Source organism: Desulfuromonas sp. AOP6 (assembly GCF_009731355.2).
Classification (GTDB): Bacteria; Desulfobacterota; Desulfuromonadia; order Desulfuromonadales; family SZUA-540; genus SZUA-540.
Window position 1 is genome coordinate 2,887,329 of record NZ_AP022810.1, and the last position, 20,156, is coordinate 2,907,484.

Genomic DNA, 20,156 nt, shown 5'->3' on the forward strand with positions numbered 1-20,156 from the left:
TTTTTGGAGGCAGGGGGCCGCATCAGCTCGTCTCTCAGGAAATGGAATCCACCTTCAGGGCAAAGGTCAGATCGAGACCGGCCAGAGGGTGGTTGCCATCCAGAGTGATGCGGCCTTCCTGCACCTGGATGACGCGCATGGGCAGCAGGTCCCCGTTTTTCAGGGTGAGTTCCACCCGCTGCCCGGGCTTGGGATGGGACCCGGCGGGGAGCTGATTCTCGCTCAAGGTCAGCAGATTTTCCTTGCGATGAGGGCCGTAGGCTTTTTCTGCGGGGATAAGCAGATTCTTCACCTCGCCTGCGGCCATCCCTGCCACCGCCTCTTCCAGAGCGGCAAAGACCTCGCCGGCACCCAGAACGAAGGACAGGGGTTCACGGTCCGTGGTGCTGTCGAAGATGCGGCCGTTGTCGAGGGTGCCGATGTAGTGGATGGCCACCCGGTCGCCGCTGTGGGCTCTTTTCATCATGTCTCCTTTCGGCTGATGATCCAGAATCGATCGTCGAAATAACGCGCGAGGAGGGGTCTGACCTCTTTCCACGACAACCCGCCACCTCCGCAGCCAGGGCGCGGCACGACGATACGCGTCCACCCCCGGCCATCGGCCAAATCCCTGAGCTGCTGGCACGAGCGCTCGATGATTCGGAGGTCGGGAACCTCGTAAGGACTGTTCTCGACCGGAAAACTCACCAACCCCTCCATCGGTTCGAAAACCCGGTTTCCGTTGTTACCAATAAACAAACCCAGAGTTGCCGCAAGGCTCGGGAAGCGATCCCGGGCTTCACGGGCGCATCCCCTCGGCATGGCGCACTCCCCTTTGGGGGTAACGAGCCCGCCGGTGGTGATGGCGATCACGCCGTTGCCGAAATAATCCCAGAGTTCCCCTTCGATCTCCTGCATGCCGCCTACCCCTTGAGAATGTGACGCATGGTCTCGTAGAGGGCATCGTAGACCTCCTCGCGAGTGGAGATAAAGTCGGGGATGTCGTTGTTGAGAATATCCTCAAGATGCTCGAGAACCAGCCCATCATCGGACTGCAGGGCATCCATTACCGCCGTGAACATGGGGAGTACTTCGTACAGATCATAGCGGTCAAAGGGCCGAGGATCCGGTTTGCCGGTGAACTTGGGTTGCTCCCGGGTTTCTTTTTTACGGGGATAGCGATACTTCAGGTCCGAGGGTTTGATCATAACGCCCATGAGAGGTCCTCCTTGTGGTCAGGATCCGCAACCGGAGCAACCGGATTTCTTGCAATGCGGGACAATTTTTGGGGTGAGACTGTCAGGGTCACCAAGGCAGGCAGCGATGCTTTCGCGCGTCACCTGCCAGACGCCGTCGATTTCCTTTCCGGAAAGCAGGTTCTGCTTGAGCATCATCAGGATACGCACCGGGGTGGTGTTCAGTTCCCGGGCGGCTTGAGCCACGGTCAGCCGGGAAGACGGACAGGATGTTTCGGTCATGGGTTATCTCCTTGTCAGCTGCTAAAAAAAAAGCCTGCACGAAACCACAAAGGTCTCTGCAGGCGCCATTGCCTGTATCTTCGTTCGCCTTGACCGGACGATTTATCGAGGCCACCAGGGGTGCGGACTAAAATCCCCGCTGCGCCAGAGGGGAGAGCAGCGTAAGTTTTCTGGCCTTCTCTTCCACCTCCACACGGGTGGCACGATCGAGCTGCTTAAGCCACCTGGCAGGAATCGAGGCGGGCCCGTAGAAGGCTCCGGCGATCATGCCCGCGATAGCTCCCGTGGTGTCGGCATCCCCTCCCTGATTGACCACGCCGATCAGGCAGTCCTCAAAGGTGGCGGTGGTGAAGAGATAGTGGAACACCGTCTGCATCGTCTCCACCACATAGCCGCTGGCGCGTCCTCGGTAGGTACTGAAACGGAAGGTGGGGAACTCGCTGCAGAGCGGCTGGGTTTCTCCGTGCATCTCAAAGCGGTCGGCCCCGAGCAAGGCCTTCTGTACCATCTTTCCGGCAGTCAGGCACGCCGCGTCAGACAGCGGGTGGTGGTGCGTCAGATGGGCCTGTTCCAGGGTGCAGCGCCGAAACAGATCCTCGTCACCCAGGGTGTAGAGCGCGACCGGAGCCATTCTCATCACCGCCCCGTTTCCGGCGTCCCAATCATTCTGAGGACGCTGGATGGTGCCGTTGAGCATATAATCCCGGATCCCCTTACGCACCGTGGCGCCGATGTCCACCGGCTTGCCACGCATCCAGGCGACGAATTGGTCGGCAATTCCCGTCAGGTCCCAGGTCCCTGCTTCTTCGATGGCCCGGGCGATACACAGGGACATCTCCGTATCGTCCGTCACCTGCCCCGCCTTGAGGCCGAGCCAGCCACCGCCAATAATCTTACGGTGCACCCCGTATCGGTGGGTGATCTCCGCCGGGGTCATGAACTCGGTGGTAGCGCCCAGGGCGTCACCAATGGCCACCCCCAGAAAAGCTCCTCTGGCCCTCTCCAGGATCGCCTCCATGGCACGGCTGCTCTGTTCCGTCATGCGCTCCCCTGTTCAGCCGCCGGTAAGAATCTTGATCTCAAAGTCCCCGCCGATGACCAGGACTTCTTCTTCGCCCTTAAGCAGCGCCCTGGGAAGCAGATCACACCGGAAAAAGATTTTGGGCGTCGGCACCTCGACCTGCATGACCCGTGTACCAAACTCCCAGGCCCGCTCAAAATCGGTGGTGAAAGAGGTCAGGTTGTTCAACCGGATCAAATGCCGGTTCTTGCCCAAGGGCTTGAGAATGCGCTGCTCTGAAAAATCCTGCACGCCGCGATAGAGGGTGCAGTGCCCCAGCCCGCCTTTTTCCCTCTCCAGCTCATATTGACTGAACTCATAGAGCAGATCGAGCTGCAGTAACAGAGCACTGGTGCGCGCCGAGCCCTTCATGCGTTCGGTCAGGTAACGGAAATAGGCCTCGCCATGGATATCCTCGATCGGCCCTTTGTGATAGGTGGGGGGCAGACCGATGCGACTTTCCACCCAGCCTTTGAGAACGGCCCCCTCGATGGAGTTGGCGTCGAACATCCATCCCCGCAGAAAACGCAGATAGCTGTTTTTCAGGCTTTTACGTCCTCTTTCCGTCGCCTGTTGCTCCCACTGATGCAGCTGAAAGCTGACATCCATGTAGTCATGAAACTGCAGACCGCGCTCTTCACGGGTTTCCAGACAAGCCAACTGGTCAAAGAGCCGACGGTGCGCCGCGCGCACTCCCTGAATCTCCAGCCGCTGCGGATGGCTGTTGAAGGCCGGGGAGGCGATCACCCAGGGAGGCAGATTACATCGATTGATGGCTGCGGACGAAAAAGCCACAGAACGCTCCCATGCGATAAAAAAACAGCCAGTGCGTGCTGAACCTTTAATCACTGTGGTGTGAAAAGAGTTACTAATAACCCCAATAGACCGCTTTTACACCGTCTGCTTATAATGCTTTCAAAAGGCGTGCCTTATGTTCATGCGACAACCTTCTTTTTAGACACGACCACGCCATGGGGGGATTAAAGCTCTTGACTCCATCCGCCTATGCGGATACATTCTTCCCATGAAACAGACAGCCAAACAATTCAAGGCTCTCTCTGACGAAACCCGTCTGCGCATTCTTTCCTTGCTGGGCGCTGGTGAACTGTGCGTCTGTGATCTCATGGCTGTTCTCGAGCTGCCCCAGTCCACGGTTTCCCGCCATCTGGCCACTCTGCGCAATGCGTCCCTGGTGGAGGACCGTCGCCAGGGGGTATGGATGTACTACCGACTGACAGTCGATGACAGCTTTCTGCTCGGATTGTTGGAAAAACTGGCCATGACGCCTCAGGGCGAAGCCGATCGGGCAGCATTGCAGGACTTTCTGGTTCAAAAAAAGTCGAGCTGTTCCTGATTTTTTTTAAAGCAAAGTATCCGCTTATGCGGATTCTCGATGAGATTTATGCGCTTAATTCACCGAAAGGAAATCTCTGTGAAGAAAAAAGTTCTTTTTCTCTGCACTCACAATTCCTGTCGTTCTCAGATGGCTGAAGGGCTGGTCAATCACGATCTCGGTGACCGCATTACCGCCTTTTCCGCCGGCACCGAAGCGACCCGGGTCAATCCGCTGGCCGCCAAGGTCATGGCGGAGATCGGTATCGACCTCTCCGGCCACTCCTCCAAGACGCTGGATCAATTTTTTGCGGAATTTTTCGATTACGTCATCACCCTGTGCGGCGACGCCAATGAAAAATGCCCCCTTTTTTTCGGCGGCGTCGAGCGTCTGCACATGGGCTTCGAAGATCCTTCCCGGCTCCCCGGCAGCGAAGAGGAAGTTCTCCCCGAGTATCGCCGGGTCCGGGATGAGATCCGCCAGGCCATGCAGAAATTTTTCACCAAAGAATTACCGTAGGGGCGTGATTTATCACGCCCTGATTCATCACGCCCGCTTGTTGCGCCCCCTACGCATCGTCATCATCGGCCGACACAGGGCGCAATCAAAAACCAGGGCGCCATGAATGGCGCCCCTACAAAGGTTTATTTTATGTCTTCGACCCTCTCCAAAAGACTCTCTTTTCTGGATCGTTACCTCACCCTGTGGATTTTCGTGGCCATGGCGGTGGGGGTCGGCGCCGGCTGGCTGATACCCGGTGTCAAGGATTTCGTCAATATCTTCACCGTCGGTACCACCAATATCCCCATTGCCGCCGGCCTGATTCTGATGATGTACCCGCCCTTTGCCAAGGTGCGCTACGAAGAGATGCCCGATGTCTTCCGCAACAAGAAAATCCTCGGCCTTTCCCTGCTCCAGAACTGGGTGATCGGCCCCATTCTCATGTTCATCCTGGCCATCATTTTTCTGCAGGGCTACCCCGAATACATGGTCGGCCTCATCCTCATCGGGCTGGCCCGCTGTATTGCCATGGTCATCGTCTGGAACGAACTGGCCGACGGCAACAGTGAATACGCCGCCGGGCTGGTTGCCTTCAACAGCGTCTTTCAGGTGCTCTTCTTCAGTGTCTACGCCTGGTTCTTCATCACCGTCCTGCCGCCCTTTTTCGGGCTCGAAGGAGTGGTCGTCGACATCACCATCGGGGAAATCGCCGAAAGTGTCTTCATCTACCTCGGCATTCCCTTCCTGGCCGGCGCTCTGACCCGCCTGATCGGGGTCAAAATCATGGGTCGCGAGCGCTATCATGCCGAGGTGGTGCCGCGCATCAGCCCCATTACCCTGATCGCCCTGCTCTTCACCATCGTGGTGATGTTCAGCCTGAAGGGGGATCTCATCGTGCAGATTCCGCTGGACGTGGTGCGTATCGCCATTCCCTTGCTCATCTATTTCGTGCTCATGTTCCTGGTCTCCTTCCTGATGGGCAAAAAGGTCGGCGCCGACTATAGCAAGACCACCACACTGGCCTTTACCGCCGCCAGCAACAACTTTGAACTCGCCATCGCCGTGGCCATCGCCGTTTTCGGTCTCAATTCCGGCGCCGCCTTTGCCGCCGTCATCGGGCCCCTGGTGGAGGTACCGGTGATGATTGGGCTGGTTCATGTCGCGTTCTGGTTCCAGCGCCGTTATTTTGGCGGCAAAGTCACTTTTTGATTTTCCAGCCGGCAGTTTTCGGCCGCACAACCACCTTCCTTTGCGAGATGCCTCATGAACTGGAAACAGGAATGGAAACCGCTGACCATCATCATCGCCGTCTTTGCCGCCTGCTATTGGCTACCGGTGGACTGGCTGCAGGCCAGTCGCCGGGTGGAAAACGCCCTGTGGGAATCGCTGCATCTGGTCAAATGGTACGCCCAGGAACACGTCCTTCTCTGCCTAGTGCCGGCCTTTTTCATCGCCGGTGCCGTCGGCGTCTTCGTCAGCCAGGCGGCGGTGATGAAATATCTCGGTCCCAAAGCCAGCAAGCCGCTGGCCTACGGCGTCGCCTCCGTTTCCGGCACCATCCTGGCGGTCTGCTCCTGCACCATATTGCCCCTCTTCGCCGGCATCTACCGCATGGGAGCTGGGCTCGGTCCGGCCAGTGCCTTTCTCTATTCCGGCCCGGCTATCAATATCCTGGCCATTGTGCTGACCGGGGCTGTACTCGGCCCCGAAATGGGTCTGGCCCGTGCCGTAGGCGCCGTGACTTTCGCCATCGTCATCGGTCTCCTCATGCACCTGATTTTCCGCCAGGAAGAACTGGCCAAGATCGACGCGGCCGCCGCCATGCCCGAGCCCGAAGTGGCGCGTCCTCTCTGGCAAAATGGCCTCTACTTCGCCAGCATGGTTGGCATTCTTGTCTTCGCCAACTGGGGGAAGCCGGCCGACCCCGTCGGCCTGTGGCACGTCCTTTATGAAGGCAAATGGATCATCACCTCGCTGTTCAGCCTTGCCCTCGCGGCCATATTGGTAGCCTGGTTTCAAGTGGGTTTGGTGCGAATGCTGGTGGCCGCCTTGCCCGTGGTATTTCTGGCCCTCGCCTTTCCAGAGCAGCCGATCCTCGCCTTTGTTGCCGGCTTCCTCGGCCTCTCGGTCCTCACGGCCAACGGCAAGGATGAAGAGGGTGAACTGCAGGAGTGGTTCTCCACCAGTTGGGATTTTGCCAAAAAGATTTTGCCCCTGCTCTTCTGGGGCGTGCTGGTGGCCGGCGCCCTGCTCGGTCGCCCCGACCATGAAGGTCTCATCCCTTCCGGCTGGATAGCCGGCCTGGTGGGGGGCAATTCTCTCTGGGCGAACCTATTTGCCTCGGTGGTCGGCGCCTTCATGTATTTCGCCACCCTGACGGAAGTCCCCATTCTGCAGGGGTTGATCGGCGCCGGCATGGGCAAGGGCCCCGCCCTCGCCCTGCTGCTGGCCGGCCCGGCCCTTTCGCTGCCGAACATGCTCGTTATCCGCAGCGTCATGGGCACGAAAAAGACGGTGGTCTTCGTCGGCCTGGTCATTATCATGGCCACCATTTCTGGCCTGCTTTACGGTGCCATCTTTTAATTCGACGTGCACCGCGCATTCTTCACCTACTTAAAAAAGGAGACAAACAATGAGAAAAATCCAGATTCTCGGCACCGGCTGTGCCAAATGCAACGAATTGGCCGCCAACGCCAAAGAGGCTGCGCAGACCCTGGGCGAAGAGGTAGAGTTTGAAAAGGTCACGACCATCAACGAGATCATGACCTTCGGCTGCATGACCACGCCCGGCCTGGCCATCGACGGCAAGGTCGTTTCTCAGGGCAAGGTGCTCAAGCCCGAGCAGATCGTCAAACTGCTGCAAGCCTGAATCTATTCGCACCCTCAACCTGCCGGGAGGTTTACCGATGTCCATGCGCACCCTTTTTGTCCTGGCTTTCACGACCTTTTTTGTCCTGAGCCTTACCGCTTGCAACCAGGCCGATTCCGCCGGTGCCAAGCCGGATACTGCCCCCGCCCCCGGGGTGGCCACCGGGTTGCCGCGCCTCGTTGATCTGGGCGCCGACAAATGCATTCCCTGCAAAATGATGGCGCCGATTCTGGATGAACTGCAAAAGGAGTATGCCGGCAAGATGGACGTGGTGTTCATCGACGTCTGGAAGAATCGGGAGGAGGCCACCCGCTACGGGGTTCAGCTTATCCCCACGCAGATTTTTTATGGTCCCGACGGCAAGGAACTTCACCGGCATCAGGGCTTTATCGGCAAGGAAGACATCCTCGCTACCTGGAAAAAACTCGGTTTCGACTTCTAAAACCGTTCCCGTGGTCGATCTGGCGGCATCCTCTCCAGGCAAAGGACTTTACCGATGGAATCCCTCTTTATCGCCCTTACCCAAGCGGTCACCGGCTCGCCGCTGCTCGCGCTTGCGGCCGCGCTGGCCTGGGGCGTTCTCAGTGTCGTTCTTTCCCCCTGCCATCTGGCCAGCATTCCCCTTATTGTTGGCTTTATCGACGGCCAGGGAAGGATGACCACGAAGCGGGCTTTTCTCATCTCCACCCTGTTTGCTTTCGGCATCCTGCTCACCATCGCCTTGATCGGAGTCATCACCGCCTCCGCTGGACGCATGATGGGCGATCTGGGCCCCTGGGCCAACTGGTTCGTCGCCGGCATCTTTATCCTGGTCGGACTGCACCTGCTCGACCTTATCCCCATGCCCTGGTCGGGTCCCGGCCAAGTCGGCATGGCACGCAAGGGGATGCTGGCGGCCTTCCTGCTCGGTCTCATTTTCGGTATCGCCCTCGGGCCCTGCACCTTTGCCTACATGGCTCCGATGCTTGGCGTCGCCTTCAGCCTGGCCGCCGACAACATGCTATACGGGGCCTCGCTCCTGCTCGCCTACGGCATCGGCCACTGTGCCGTGATCGTGCTGGCGGGCACCTTCACCGAAATCATCCAGCGTTACCTGGACTGGAACGAAAAATCCAAAGGGGCGGTCATCCTTAAAAAGATTTGCGGTATTCTCGTGATAGCGGGCGGCCTGTGGCTCATCTACAGCGCCCCCTTTTAACTGGAGGGAAAAACATGAAAACTTGGGCAAAGTACACCCTGATGCTCCTCGGTGCGACTCTGCTGTTCGGCACCACAACCCTGGCCGCAGAGCCCATCTCGCTTGAGGATTATCTTCTTAACTACACCTATGAATCCCGCAAGGACATGAAGGCAACCAGCGGGCAGGTGATCGACTGGGTCGAGGATGGCAAGGCCGTACTGGTCGATATCCGCTTCAAGGAAGAACAGCAGACCTGGGGGGTCAACTTCGGTCTGAAGATCCCCCTGAGCGAGCTTCCGAAAAGGCTGAACGAGTTGCCCAAGGACAAGATCATTGTCGCCGCCTGCCCCCACAAGGACCGGGCCATCATCGGCATGGTCTACCTGCGCACCCAGGGCTTCCAGGCCCGCTACCTCACGGACGGCCTGATCGGCCTGATGGAAAACCTGCGTGGAGAAGATGCCTTGTATTTTCAGGAATTGCTCAAAACGCCCCAGCCGTAAGGTTGCCCAGAAGTTCTGCCGGCATAAAAACAACAAGGGCCTACAGCGAATGCCGTAGGCCCTTGATATTAATTGGCTCCCCGGGCCGGACTCGAACCAGCGACAGGGTGGTTAACAGCCACCTGCTCTACCGACTGAGCTACCGGGGAATGTGTGACAGGCTGGGAATATACTGGATTGCCCTGGGGCTGTCAAGTTTTTTGTGCCCTATTTTTTCGTCGTTTTTGCATCCTGGGAACACCCTAGCGGCCACCCTTTTTCAGATCAACGAGAATCAGTTTGGCCACCGCTTTGAGGGTCTCAAAAACCCCTTCACCTGTCGTGGCACAGGCCTCGAATTCTGGCACATTGGTTGGATTGAGCAGGCTGCGGAGCTCTTCCAGGGACGAGACGTTGGGAAGGTCCCTCTTATTGTACTGCATGACGAAAGGCAGGTTTTCGAGTTGATAACCTTGTTCTTCGAGGTTTGTCTTGAGGTTCTCCAGGCTCTCGATGTTGGCGTCGAGGCGTTCTTCCTGGGAATCGGCGACAAAGACAACGCCGTCAACCCCTTTGAGGATGAGCTTCCGGGAGGCGTCGTAGAACACTTGGCCCGGAACGGTATATAGATGAAAACGGGTCTTGAATCCGCGAATTTCTCCCAGTGCCAGCGGCAGAAAATCGAAGAACAGCGTCCGCTCCGTCTCCGTCGCCAGAGAAATCATCTTCCCTTTGGATTCAGGTGCGGTCTTCTGGTAGACGAACTGAAGATTGGTCGTCTTGCCGCAAAGGCCCGGTCCGTAGTAGACGATTTTGCAGTTTATTTCGCGTGAAGCGTAGTTGATAAAGGACATGCTGGCCTACCTCTCAGCTGAAGAGGTTATCAATGTCATCGTCGGTGATTTCGGCAAAGGGACTCTGGAAATCGCCACTGGATTCCATCTCCTCTGCCTTCTTTTCCAGGTCCTGAAAAATATCACCTAACTCATCACTGGACTTTTTGACGCGGAGACGAACCAGCCCCAGTGAACTGCGCTGGTCGAAAATCACGACCAGAATAACCCTTCCGGCCACAATGGAGATATGCAGATTATCTTTTTCGCCCTCGTGAAAAAGAATAGAGAACTCCTTCTCGCCGATGAGCTTGGCCAATCCGCCCGTCGCTGCAATATTCCCGGCGGTCAAAGAGGCCAGACTGGTGGTGTCCAGGTGCTCCGTCTCGCCGACGGCGGTGATTAACTGGCCATTTTTATCAACCAGAAAAATAACCTTGGCGTTGGCTTCACGCAGCAGCTTTTCAATCGTTGCATTGATTCTTTTCAATTCCTCATCATACATGACGAGCGATGATTGTGGGCCAAACATGCCAATGCTCCTTGATAAGGTTTGCGCACCAGCGCATTTTATAACATCTATACCCTTAACTATCAAGGTCTTTTAATGACTTAGACAGAGGAAGCCGTGCCTCGAAATCACGAAAAATGCAAAAAAAAACTCCCGGCAGTTTCCTGCCGGGAGTTTTAAATTACCGAGTTATACCTCAGTCTTTTGTGCCGCAATCAACCTGCATTTCAGCCAGCTTTTTGTAGAGATCGTAGCGAGCGGCTGTTTCCCTGTTGGCCTGCTTCATCAGCCGAGCAGCCACTTCAGGCTCTGCCTTCTGCAACACCTTCCAGCGATTTTCCCCTGAGGCGAACTCCTCAAAGGTGATGCTGGGCTCCTTGCTGTCAAGTTGCAGCGGGTTCTTGCCTTGGTCGGCCAGGCGCGGGTCATAGCGGAAGAGTGGCCAATGACCGGAGTTAACGGCCTTTTTGCACTCATCAACGGCGGTCGTCATATTGATGCCGTGGGCGATACAGTGGCTGTAGGCAAGGATAAGGGAAGGTCCGTCATAGGAATCAGCTTCCAGCATGGCCTTGACAACCTGCGCGGGATTGGCCAGGGAGACCTTGGCGACGTAGATGTTGCCGTAAGTCATGGCGATCATACCGAGGTCTTTCTTCGGCATGCGCTTGCCGCCGGCGGCAAACTGAGCCACGGCGCCCAGAGGTGTTGCCTTGGAGGCCTGGCCACCGGTGTTGGAGTAAACCTCGGTATCGAGAACCAGTACGTTTACGTTCTCACCAGAGGCGAGGACGTGGTCGAGGCCGCCGTAGCCGATGTCGTAAGCCCAGCCGTCGCCGCCATGAATCCAGACGGACTTCTTGACCAGGTAATCGGCCACGGACAACAGGTTTTTGCTGTCCGCGTCAGGGCACTTCTCCAGAGATTTCTTCAGCTTGGCGACACGGACGCGTTGCGCCTCGATCTCCTCCTGATTTGTCTGCGGCGCTTCTTTGATCTCCTTCATCAGAGGGAGACTTTCCTTGCACCCTTTGCAGTCACAAGAGGACAGCTTATCGACAAGCTCAAGAGCATATTCAGTAAACTTGTCGATGGTCAGACGGAAGCCAAAACCAAACTCGGCGTTGTCCTCGAACAGAGAGTTGCTCCAGGCCGGACCGAGACCGTCCTTGCGCTTGCTCCAAGGCGTCGTCGGCAGATTTCCGCCGTAGATGGACGAACAACCCGTGGCGTTGGCGACAACCATGCGATCGCCGAACAGCTGGGAACAGAGCTTGACGAAAGGCGTCTCGCCACAGCCCGCGCAGGCACCGGAGAACTCGAACATCGGTGGCAACAACTGGCTGCCCTTCACAGAAGCCCGATTGAACAGCGCCGGATCGGTGTCGGGAAGACCAAGGAAGAACTCGAAATTTTCGCGTTCTGTTTCACGCAGGGCGACCTGCTCAGCCATATTGATGGCTTTGTGGCCTTCTTTAGTCTTGCTCTTGGCGGGGCAGTTGTACACACAGGCGCCGCAACCGGTACAATCTTCGACCGCTACCTGCAGGGTAAACTTCTTTCCTTCCACATCCTTGCCTTTGGCATCGCACGACTTGAACGTCTTGGGAGCACCCTTGAGGTCACTCTCGTTGTAGATCTTCATGCGGATAGTCGCATGCGGACAGACAAAAGAGCAGATGCCGCACTGGATGCACAGCTCCTCATCCCAGGTCGGCACAGAGACAGCGATATTGCGCTTTTCGAACATAGCCGTGGCCGTGGGGAAAGTACCATCGGCGGGCATGGCGGATATGGGCAGTTTGTCACCCAAACCATCGATGATGGGGCCGAGGGTTTTCTGCACAGACTCTGGAGTACCGGCCCACTTGCCAATCTGCATCTCGATGGTGCTGTCGGCCTTGGCGGGAACCTTCACTTCCTCGACGTTTTTGGCGCCGGCATCGGCCGCCTCGTAGTTCATCTTGACGACCTTCTCGCCCGCCTTGCCATAAGACTTGTCAATGGCGTCCTTGATTTCCTTGAGGGCCAGATCGAAATCGATGATGCCGGAAATCTTGAAGAAGGCCGACTGCATGATGACATTGATGCGGGGTCCGAGACCGATCTTGTTCCCCAGGTGAACACCGTCAATCACATAGAACTTGAGCTTTTTGTCGATGATCTGCTGCTGCACCTGTTTGGGCAGATGGCCCCAGACCTCATCCTTGCCGTAGGGGCTGTTGAGCAGGAAGGTCGCCCCCTGCTTGGCGCGGCCGAGCATGTCGTACTTTTCGAGGAAAGAGAAGTTGTGGCAGGCGACAAAATCGGCGCTGTCGATCAGGTAGGTGCTGCGAATGCCCTCTTTGCCGAAGCGCAGATGGCTGGTAGTCATGCTGCCGGCCTTCTTGGAGTCATAGACGAAGTAGGCCTGCGCGTTGTTGTCCGTATTTTCGCCGATGATCTTGATGGAGTTCTTGTTGGCGCCGACGGTGCCGTCGGAACCGAGACCGTAGAACATGGCGGCATAGACGTTCTGGGGCACCTTGAAACTCGGATCGAAATCGAGACTCTTGCCGGTAACGTCGTCCTTGATGCCGACCACGAAGTGATTCATCGGCTTGGCGGCACCGAGATTGTCGTAAACGGCCTTGGCCATGGCGGGGGTGAATTCGTAGGAGCCGAGACCGTAACGGCCGCCGACGATGGTCGGATAGCCGTCGAAGGAGAAGGTTCCCTCGGACATGGCCTCACCGATGGCGGTCCGCACGTTGTGGTACAGAGGCTCGCCCATGGAGCCGGGCTCTTTGGTGCGGTCGAGAACGGCGATTTTTTTGACCGTCTTGGGCAGAGCCTTGACGAAAGCTTCTGTCAGATAAGGGAGGAAGAGGCGCACTTTGAGCAGGCCGACCTTTTCACCCTTGGCCGTGAGATGTTCGACCAGCTCATGGATGGTCTCGCAGGAAGAACCCATGGCCACGATGACCCGCTCGGCGTCAGGAGCGCCGACATAATCAAACAGATTATACTGGCGACCGGTCAGCTTGGCGAATTTGTCCATCTGGGCCTGAACGATGCCGGGCACCTTGTCATAGTAGGAATTGACCGTCTCACGCCCCTGGAAGTACACGTCGGGGTTCTGGGCAGTGCCACGCAGAACCGGATGATCGGGCGAAAGGCCGCGCGCGCGGTGAGCACGCACCAGTTCGTCATCGATCATGGCCTTCATGTCGTCCATGGACAGGGCTTCCACCTTCTGGATTTCGTGCGAGGTGCGGAAGCCGTCGAAGAAGTGCAGGAAGGGGATGCGCGACTCGAGGGTGGCGGCCTGGGCGATCAGGGCAAAGTCCATGACCTCCTGGGGATTGTTGGAGCACAGAAACGCCCAACCGGTGGAGCGGCAGGTCATGACGTCAGAATGATCGCCAAAAATCGACAGGGCCTGCGCGGCAATGGCGCGGGCGGACACATGGAAGACCGTCGGCGTCAATTCGCCGGCAATCTTGAACATGTTGGGGATCATCAGGAGCAGCCCCTGAGAGGCGGTGAAGGTGGTGGTCAGGGCGCCGGCCTGCAGGGCACCGTGAACAGCACCGGCAGCGCCACCCTCGGACTGCATTTCGACGACCTTGGGAATCGTACCCCAGATGTTTTTTTCACCCAGGGCGCTTTTAGCGTCGGAGATCTCACCCATGACCGATGAAGGCGTAATGGGATAGATGGCGATAACCTCGTTGGTTGCATGGGCTACATGCGCCGCCGCGGTATTGCCGTCAATATTTACCATAGTGCGCGACATGAACTCCTCCTTTTGCGTGTTAATGAATCTGTACCCGACGCTCCCTGGCCGCAGGTTAAAAAGAACCAGGCCAACAGAGGAACTACCGGCTTTTCACAAACTTTCCACCCAAATGACCCGAAACGCCAAGACGCTTCGAAAAACTGTAACAGTATAGCAAAAGATCAGACAAGAGCAGGAGCTAAAGATCCCGGCGGCCTTCTACGGCCCGGTTCACCGTCGCCTCATCGATATACTCAAGGTCGCTCCCCATGGGGATACCATGGGCCAGCCTGGTAACCCTGATGCCCAATGGAGAAATCTGTCGGGCCAGATACAGCGCCGTCGTTTCTCCTTCCACCGAAAAATTGGTGGCAATCATGACCTCTTTGACCGATTCCCCTTGCAGGCGACTCAGGAGCTCTTCAATCTTCAGGTCTTCCGGCCCCACGCCTTCAAGCGGCGAGAGAGCACCATGCAGAACGTGATAGCGGCCGCGAAAGGAACGACTGCGCTCGATGGCCATCAGGTCCTGCGGTTGCTCAACCACACAGAGCAGGGATTCATCGCGCCCCGGATCTGTGCAGATGGGGCAGGGATCCTCTTCCGTTACGCCAAAACAGCGGGAGCAGAAACGAATTTTCTGTTTCAGCTCCCGGATGGCATCGGCAAGGGCCTCGGACTCCGAAACGGGCTGGCGTAGAACATGAAAAGCCAGGCGAACAGCGGTCTTCTGACCTATTCCTGGCAACTTGGCCAATTCCGCGACGAGCCGGGTGAAAGACGGGGTGGAGTTTAGCATGGGAATCTACAAAAATCCAATAATTTAAAATGGTGTTTTATTTTTTTAACAACACAAAAATTATATTTATCGAGGGTTAAAGCCAGCCGCCTGCCCTTAAAACAAACCGGGAATATTCATGCCTCCGGTAATCTTGGACATTTCCTCTTGCATCATGTCCTGGCTCTTCTTGATCGCCTCATTGACGGCGGCGACCACCAGATCCTGAAGCATCTCGATGTCTTCGGGGTCGACAACGCCCTGATCGATTTTAAGGGAGATCAACTGCTGCTTGCCGTTGACAACAGCGGTGACCATGCCGCCACCGGCCGATGCCTCAACCTCGCGCTGAGCCAATTCCTCCTGCATGCGGGCCATCTTCTGCTGCATCATCTGGGCCTGCTTCATGATATTTCCGAGACCTTTTGACATGACGAATATCCTCCTTGTAATGAATCGCGGGTGCGAATAGTGTGGTGATTAATTTCCTGCAAAGAGATAGGCCAGACGCCTACACAAAACCCTTATCGATGGGCTTTACCTCGCTGACCTTGCCTTCGAAGATCTCAACAGCCGCCTTGATCATGGGGTGCGCCAGAGCGTCGTTGCGCAGACGGTTTTTGCGGTCGGATTCCTGAGCCTGACGCTCCTGAACCAAAGAGGGTGGTGCCTTTTTTTCGCCGGCAACGGGGGATAGTTTGATGGTGACAGGTTGGGCGAAATATTCACTGGCAAGGGTCGTGATCACCTCAAGCGTTTCCGGATCACGGACCTGTTCAAACATGAAGGAGGCGGCCACATAGCCGATTTCAAGAACGGGAAGCTCCAGGCGCAGGAGGCTGCCATTTTCAAGCAGAGTCGCGATCAGGGGGCGACGGGCACGGACATGCTCAACCAGCCCCTGCCACCCTCCCGGCGCTGAGGCCTGAGGAGCCGGGGCTTCAGCCTTTTTTGGCAACTCCTCCGGAACCGGCGCTGGGCGCTCTGGCTTCTCAGGAGTCGGTCGGGGAGGGGTTTGTGGCAGTCCGCTGGCAAGCAGACGCTCAAGGTCCTCGATCTTGCGTACCAGGGCTGCCACGCTCTTGACCTGCGGCATGTGAGCCAGACGAACCAGGGCCATCTCTAGGATCAACTTGGGATAAGCCGCCGTGGCCAGCTCCGCTTCGGTGCGGATGAGAATGGTCAGAATACGCTGCAGCTCTTCAAGTTCGCAATCTCCAGCCAGCCCCCGGAGTTCCTGCAGTTCGCTGGAAGTCACCTGCAAGAGCTCACCAGGCTCCTCAACCACCGCGATAAGCACCAGGGATCGGAGAGTCTCCACCAGCTCCTGACAGAATTGCCGAAAAGAATGGCCCAGATTGTCCACCTGCCGGACAACTTCGAGAACCCGGTGGCCATCCCGGCCCAGCACGCCCGAGACCGCATCCATAAGAAGACGGCGGTCGACCATGCCGAGAATCCCGAGAACATCCTGGTCTGCTACCTCCATGCCACAAAAGGCGACAATCTGATCGAGAGCCGACAGCGAATCACGCATGCTGCCTTCCCCCTGGCGCGCCACCAGCCCGAGAGCCTTGTCTGACATCCCGATCCCCTCCGCGTCGACAATCTCGCGCAGGCGCTCAGCCACTTTCGGCTGAGAGATTTTCCGAAAATCGAAACGCTGGCAGCGGGAGAGAATGGTAATGGGTATTTTATGGGGTTCGGTCGTGGCAAAGATGAACTTGGCATGCTCGGGCGGCTCTTCAAGCGTTTTCAACAGGGCGTTAAAAGCATTGATGGAGAGCATGTGGACTTCGTCGATGATGAAAATCTTGTAGCGGGAGCGAGAAGGCAGGTAGCGGATATTTTCGCGCAGGGCGCGAATATCGTCGACGCCCGTATTGGAGGCCCCGTCGATTTCCAAAACATCGACACCCTGTCCGCTGGTGATTTCGACACAGGAAGGACACTGGTTGCAGGGAGTTTCAGTCGGCCCCTCAGCGCAGTTGAGCGCCTTGGCCAAAATGCGCGCAGCCGAGGTTTTGCCAACACCGCGGGCGCCAGTAAACAGAAAAGCATGATGAACGCGGCCGGAATGTATGGCGTTGGCCAGAGTGCGACTGACATGCTCCTGCCCAACCAGGTCAGAAAAGCTCTGGGGTCGCCATTTGCGAGCCAGTACCAGGTAAGACATGAGGGATCAGATCTCCGATAAGAGGGGAGAAAGGAGAGAGCAGAAACGCCGGTGGGATTTGCCGGCACAAGTGACAGCCAGGCACCCCCGCGGCACACGGCTGAGGTCGTTGCCGCTGCTCCCTTCCGGGCCTGACGGGGTTGGCGACCGTCCGTTGCGCGGGACCCGGCTGTCACTTCTAACGGCAATAGGAGGTAGTAGAGGAATCCGCAGGACTATTTTCTGCAGCTTAAAACTGGCGGAGAGGGAGGGATTCGCCCACTCTGTCACCGCCATCACGGCGGCTCAGGCGTCGGCTCCCCTACGCTCGCTGACGCGGACATCCTGTCCGCTTTTCTGCCACCGGCAGCGCTCGCTCCGCTTCGAATCCCGGTATCTTGTTGCTTAAAACTGGCGGAGAGGGAGGGATTCGCCCACTCTGTCGCCGCCATCACGGCGGCTCCGGCGTCGGCTCCCCTGCGCTCGCTGACGCGGACATCCTGTCCGCTTTTCTGCCACCGGCAGCGCTCGCTCCGCTTCGAATCCCGGTATCTTGTGCTTAAAACTGGCGGAGAGGGAGGGATTCGCCCACTCTGTCGCCGCCATCACGGCGGCTCCGGCGTCGGCTCCCCTGCGCTCGCTGACGCGGACATCCTGTCCGCTTTTCTGCCACTGGCAGCGCTCACTCCGCTTCGAATCCCGGTATCTTGTGCTTAAAACTGGCGGAGAGGGAGGGATTCGAACCCTCGGTACCTTGCGGTACACACGATTTCCAATCGTGCACCTTCGGCCACTCGGTCACCTCTCCGCGGAAAACGAAGATTACACAAATGGCTCGGCCCTGTAAAGCATTTTTTTCCCTGCTGTTGACAGCATTTTCCCCTGCCTGAAAGGCAAAAAAGCGCCAAAATATCCCAGCCTCTATTGCATTCCCTTTTGGCAATGCTACTGTCAAAGAACAATGCCATTTTAAGGAGCGCTATTTTATGATGATTCGCGTCATCTACCATGATGGCCGTCAGGATGTCGTCAACAGCAGAGAATTGGACGGATTGATCGCCAGCGGGAAAATCCATCAATTTCTTCGTCAATCCGGCTGGGTCATGCCTGGGTATGATCCCATCCGACGGATGACGCAAACCATCAAGCAGGAAGATCCCCGCCGATCACCCTGATTCGAGGTACCCCAAACCGGCTTTCAGCATTCAGAAAAAAACATCCCGCCAGGCAGCAGCCGAACGGGATGTTTTATGGATAAGCGAAAATAAAAAATAGAGGCGTTCAGTCTTCCTTCTTGTCGTCGGATATTTTTTTCTTCTCGTCCTCTTGCTCTTCGTTCTCTTCCTTGATTCCCTGCTTGAAGTTACGCAGACCTTTTCCCAGAGCGCCGCCGACCTGCGGCAACTTTCCAGCGCCGAAAATGATGAGCACCAATGCAAGAATGATGAGCAGTTCCTGAGTTCCGAGACCGAACATGGTTTAGAATTCTCCTCTATGGGGTGTTTCAGTGAAGCATACACTCCTTGCGGATAAAGCTCAACAGCCATTTATCGCGTCACCTTCTACGATAAAAAGGGCCGGCATCGCTGCCGGCCCTTCGAGGTGGTGCTTTCAAGTTCGTATTAGAACTTGACGGTCAGAGAGGCATAGCCGTCCCATGCTTTGTCCACAACGGGAAGCATGGAGTAAGCGGTGCCATTTATGACATCGTCGACCTTCTGGGGCTTGCCGACGGGAGAACCGCTGCCGGTGTACTCGTAGTCATAGTAGATGCCGCCAACCTTGATGAACATGTTGGGGTTGATATCAAAGATGTAGTAAGCCTCGCCAGCGTGGCCGCGGGTGGCCAGCTTGCTGCCCATGACATCATCCTGGGCCTGGGTGAAGGGAGTCCAGAACTCGGAGCCGTAGTTGTACTCCAGGCCGAACTTACCAAGGGGGGCAGGAACTTGGACGCCAGCATAGAACCCATAACCATCTTCGGTATCGCTGGTAAGTGCGTTGCCGGTAGGCACCATGGCAACATCACTGCCAGTAGGCGTCATGCTGATAGACCCATCTGCGGCCATAAAAGCCATTTCTGGATCGCTAATCATACCGCCAAACATATTGGCCTTGCCATTGGGGTCCATACGGGTCCAACCCAAGGAACCAAACCAGTTGACGCCATTCATTTCCTCGCGGGCAAACCCAATGCCGCCAAGAATGATGTCACCAATATTCTCGCGGGCCTGTAGACGAGCATTCAGGTTAACACCAGGCATCATTTGGCTGGCAAGGCTTGGGGGCAGGAAGGCCGTTGGCACGGCAAATACACCCTTGAAACCATCCGTGACGTCTTTGGCCATAAACGCGGTAACCTGCAGGAAGTTAGTGCCGTCGTTCAGGGCATCGATATTAAAGCCACCCAGATGAGTATCATCGAGATCGATCTGGTTGAAGAGCTCGCCATTGCCATATTCGGACTCATATCCCTGACCGTAGCAGAACCGCACAACCTGGCCTTCGATACCAGTCACTTCGCTCAGATTGTAGCCGATGGTGATACCGTCAAAATTGAAGTTAACGAGGTGGCCAGAGGGGGTACCGCCACGCAGCTCGTTTTCACGATACTGACCAGGGGGGCCATAGGTCGAAGGACGGCGACCGATGGAGAGATAAAAATTGGAACCACCGATGCTGTTCCAGTCGAAATAGGCGCGCTCAACCCGCAGCCAGTCGCCAGTGGTATTGCCACCATCGCTACCGTCCATGGTGAAGGAGCTCCAGGAATCGAACACTTTGGTCCCGGTGGAATCGCCCCAGTTTTTGTACATGGCAAGACGGCCAGCGAAATTCACGTTGTCATACACTTTGGCCTTCATGTTCAGACGCAGGCGGGTGGTGTACAGGATGTCGTTGTCGAGGTCCTTGGATTCTCTTTTAAAGGTGGTCGGATCGACCATATTAAAATTGAGAAATCCATCCCCATCTGTGTCCATAAAGGGCGGCTGAACATTGGTGACATCCTTATAATGCAGGGTGTCCGCCTTGACGCGCAGGTCGCCAGTAAACTCAATACGGTCGAGAGCAGTGTGCTTCTCGGTCTTGTCAACGCGTCCGGAGAGGTAGTCGACTTCGTCGGTCAGTTCTTCGATCTTCTTCTGCAGTTCCTCGATGCTGGTAGCTGCCAGAGCCGTGGCAGGCGCTACGAGCAGGGCGGCCAGCAGAATGGCCATCAGTTTACGCATTTTGTGC

Annotated in this window: 23 protein-coding genes, 2 tRNA genes and 1 other RNA gene; 9 read left to right on the forward strand and 17 right to left on the reverse strand. The window is 56.7% G+C overall.

Annotation, left to right across the window (positions count from 1 at the left end):
• Positions 1-34: 34 nt before the first annotated feature.
• The 6 genes from AOP6_RS13490 to AOP6_RS13515 all read right to left on the reverse strand — a co-directional run bounded on the left by AOP6_RS13490 (position 35) and on the right by AOP6_RS13515 (position 3,312).
• Positions 35-466: a peptidylprolyl isomerase gene (locus AOP6_RS13490; RefSeq protein WP_225897302.1), complete on the reverse strand. Its 432-nt coding sequence runs from the start codon at positions 464-466 to the stop codon at positions 35-37.
• Positions 463-897, reverse strand: coding sequence for an ADP-ribose-binding protein (locus AOP6_RS13495; RefSeq protein WP_155877265.1), 435 nt, complete (start codon positions 895-897; stop codon positions 463-465). The genes AOP6_RS13490 and AOP6_RS13495 overlap by 4 nt, the downstream gene beginning before the upstream one ends.
• A gap of 5 nt (positions 898-902) precedes the next feature.
• A complete protein-coding gene (locus AOP6_RS13500) occupies positions 903-1,196 on the reverse strand; it encodes a hypothetical protein (RefSeq protein WP_155877266.1) in 294 nt (97 codons plus the stop codon).
• Positions 1,197-1,214: 18 nt separating this feature from the next.
• Complete coding sequence (locus tag AOP6_RS13505) at positions 1,215-1,457, reverse strand: hypothetical protein (RefSeq protein ID WP_155877267.1); 243 nt, start codon at positions 1,455-1,457, stop codon at positions 1,215-1,217.
• 127 nt (positions 1,458-1,584) lie between these two features.
• Positions 1,585-2,499, reverse strand: coding sequence for an ADP-ribosyl-[dinitrogen reductase] hydrolase (gene draG, locus AOP6_RS13510; protein WP_155877268.1), 915 nt, complete (start codon positions 2,497-2,499; stop codon positions 1,585-1,587).
• A 12-nt stretch (positions 2,500-2,511) separates the two neighbouring features.
• Entirely contained in the window at positions 2,512-3,312 is an 801-nt protein-coding gene (locus AOP6_RS13515; protein WP_155877269.1) for an NAD(+)--dinitrogen-reductase ADP-D-ribosyltransferase, read from the reverse strand.
• 229 nt (positions 3,313-3,541) lie between these two features.
• Between AOP6_RS13515 and AOP6_RS13520 the strand changes: the two genes are divergently transcribed.
• The 8 genes from AOP6_RS13520 (at position 3,542) to AOP6_RS13555 (ending at position 8,903) form a co-directional block, all read left to right on the forward strand.
• Complete coding sequence (locus tag AOP6_RS13520) at positions 3,542-3,871, forward strand: metalloregulator ArsR/SmtB family transcription factor (protein ID WP_155877270.1); 330 nt, start codon at positions 3,542-3,544, stop codon at positions 3,869-3,871.
• A 78-nt stretch (positions 3,872-3,949) separates the two neighbouring features.
• Positions 3,950-4,369, forward strand: a complete 420-nt coding sequence (locus AOP6_RS13525; protein WP_155877271.1) for an arsenate reductase ArsC — start codon at positions 3,950-3,952, stop codon at positions 4,367-4,369.
• A 132-nt stretch (positions 4,370-4,501) separates the two neighbouring features.
• Positions 4,502-5,560, forward strand: a complete 1,059-nt coding sequence (gene arsB, locus AOP6_RS13530) for an ACR3 family arsenite efflux transporter (protein ID WP_155877272.1) — start codon at positions 4,502-4,504, stop codon at positions 5,558-5,560.
• 54 nt (positions 5,561-5,614) lie between these two features.
• A complete protein-coding gene (locus AOP6_RS13535) occupies positions 5,615-6,934 on the forward strand; it encodes a permease (RefSeq protein WP_155877273.1) in 1,320 nt (439 codons plus the stop codon).
• Between the two features lie 49 nt (positions 6,935-6,983).
• Positions 6,984-7,220, forward strand: coding sequence for a thioredoxin family protein (locus AOP6_RS13540; RefSeq protein ID WP_155877274.1), 237 nt, complete (start codon positions 6,984-6,986; stop codon positions 7,218-7,220).
• 37 nt (positions 7,221-7,257) lie between these two features.
• Entirely contained in the window at positions 7,258-7,662 is a 405-nt protein-coding gene (locus tag AOP6_RS13545; RefSeq protein ID WP_225897303.1) for a thioredoxin domain-containing protein, read from the forward strand.
• 54 nt (positions 7,663-7,716) lie between these two features.
• Positions 7,717-8,418: a cytochrome c biogenesis protein CcdA gene (locus AOP6_RS13550; RefSeq protein WP_155877275.1), complete on the forward strand. Its 702-nt coding sequence runs from the start codon at positions 7,717-7,719 to the stop codon at positions 8,416-8,418.
• A gap of 14 nt (positions 8,419-8,432) precedes the next feature.
• Entirely contained in the window at positions 8,433-8,903 is a 471-nt protein-coding gene (locus AOP6_RS13555; RefSeq protein WP_225897304.1) for a rhodanese-like domain-containing protein, read from the forward strand.
• 73 nt (positions 8,904-8,976) lie between these two features.
• On the opposite strand, the gene AOP6_RS13560 is transcribed toward AOP6_RS13555, so the two are convergent.
• The 9 genes from AOP6_RS13560 to AOP6_RS13600 all read right to left on the reverse strand — a co-directional run bounded on the left by AOP6_RS13560 (position 8,977) and on the right by AOP6_RS13600 (position 17,727).
• Positions 8,977-9,052 (reverse strand) — tRNA-Asn (locus tag AOP6_RS13560).
• A gap of 93 nt (positions 9,053-9,145) precedes the next feature.
• Positions 9,146-9,736 carry an ADP-ribosylation factor-like protein gene (locus AOP6_RS13565; RefSeq protein WP_155877276.1) on the reverse strand — a complete coding sequence of 197 codons (591 nt, stop codon included), beginning with the start codon at positions 9,734-9,736 and terminating at the stop codon, positions 9,146-9,148.
• A gap of 13 nt (positions 9,737-9,749) precedes the next feature.
• On the reverse strand, positions 9,750-10,247 hold the full coding sequence (locus AOP6_RS13570) for a roadblock/LC7 domain-containing protein (RefSeq protein ID WP_155877277.1): 498 nt from the start codon (positions 10,245-10,247) through the stop codon (positions 9,750-9,752).
• A gap of 175 nt (positions 10,248-10,422) precedes the next feature.
• Positions 10,423-14,004 carry a pyruvate:ferredoxin (flavodoxin) oxidoreductase gene (gene nifJ / locus AOP6_RS13575; RefSeq protein WP_155877278.1) on the reverse strand — a complete coding sequence of 1,194 codons (3,582 nt, stop codon included), beginning with the start codon at positions 14,002-14,004 and terminating at the stop codon, positions 10,423-10,425.
• Positions 14,005-14,185: 181 nt separating this feature from the next.
• Positions 14,186-14,785, reverse strand: coding sequence for a recombination mediator RecR (recR, locus tag AOP6_RS13580; protein WP_155877279.1), 600 nt, complete (start codon positions 14,783-14,785; stop codon positions 14,186-14,188).
• Between the two features lie 96 nt (positions 14,786-14,881).
• Positions 14,882-15,196: a YbaB/EbfC family nucleoid-associated protein gene (locus AOP6_RS13585; RefSeq protein ID WP_155877280.1), complete on the reverse strand. Its 315-nt coding sequence runs from the start codon at positions 15,194-15,196 to the stop codon at positions 14,882-14,884.
• Positions 15,197-15,275: 79 nt separating this feature from the next.
• Positions 15,276-16,940 (reverse strand): DNA polymerase III subunit gamma/tau, encoded by a 1,665-nt coding sequence (dnaX, locus tag AOP6_RS13590; protein WP_155877281.1) that lies wholly within the window; start codon positions 16,938-16,940, stop codon positions 15,276-15,278.
• A gap of 72 nt (positions 16,941-17,012) precedes the next feature.
• Positions 17,013-17,111, reverse strand: an RNA gene (gene ffs, locus AOP6_RS13595) — signal recognition particle sRNA small type.
• Positions 17,112-17,639: 528 nt separating this feature from the next.
• A tRNA-Ser gene (locus AOP6_RS13600) sits at positions 17,640-17,727 on the reverse strand.
• Positions 17,728-17,905: 178 nt separating this feature from the next.
• Between AOP6_RS13600 and AOP6_RS13605 the strand changes: the two genes are divergently transcribed.
• Positions 17,906-18,094, forward strand: coding sequence for a GSU3473 family protein (locus AOP6_RS13605; RefSeq protein WP_155877282.1), 189 nt, complete (start codon positions 17,906-17,908; stop codon positions 18,092-18,094).
• Positions 18,095-18,200: 106 nt separating this feature from the next.
• Here the strand turns inward: AOP6_RS13605 and tatA are convergent, their stop codons facing one another.
• The gene (gene tatA, locus AOP6_RS13610) at positions 18,201-18,395 is read right to left on the reverse strand and encodes a twin-arginine translocase TatA/TatE family subunit (RefSeq protein WP_155877283.1); all 195 of its coding nucleotides are present in this window, start codon (positions 18,393-18,395) and stop codon (positions 18,201-18,203) included.
• A gap of 146 nt (positions 18,396-18,541) precedes the next feature.
• Positions 18,542-20,149, reverse strand: coding sequence for a DUF3373 family protein (locus AOP6_RS13615; RefSeq protein ID WP_155877284.1), 1,608 nt, complete (start codon positions 20,147-20,149; stop codon positions 18,542-18,544).
• Positions 20,150-20,156: the final 7 nt, after the last annotated feature.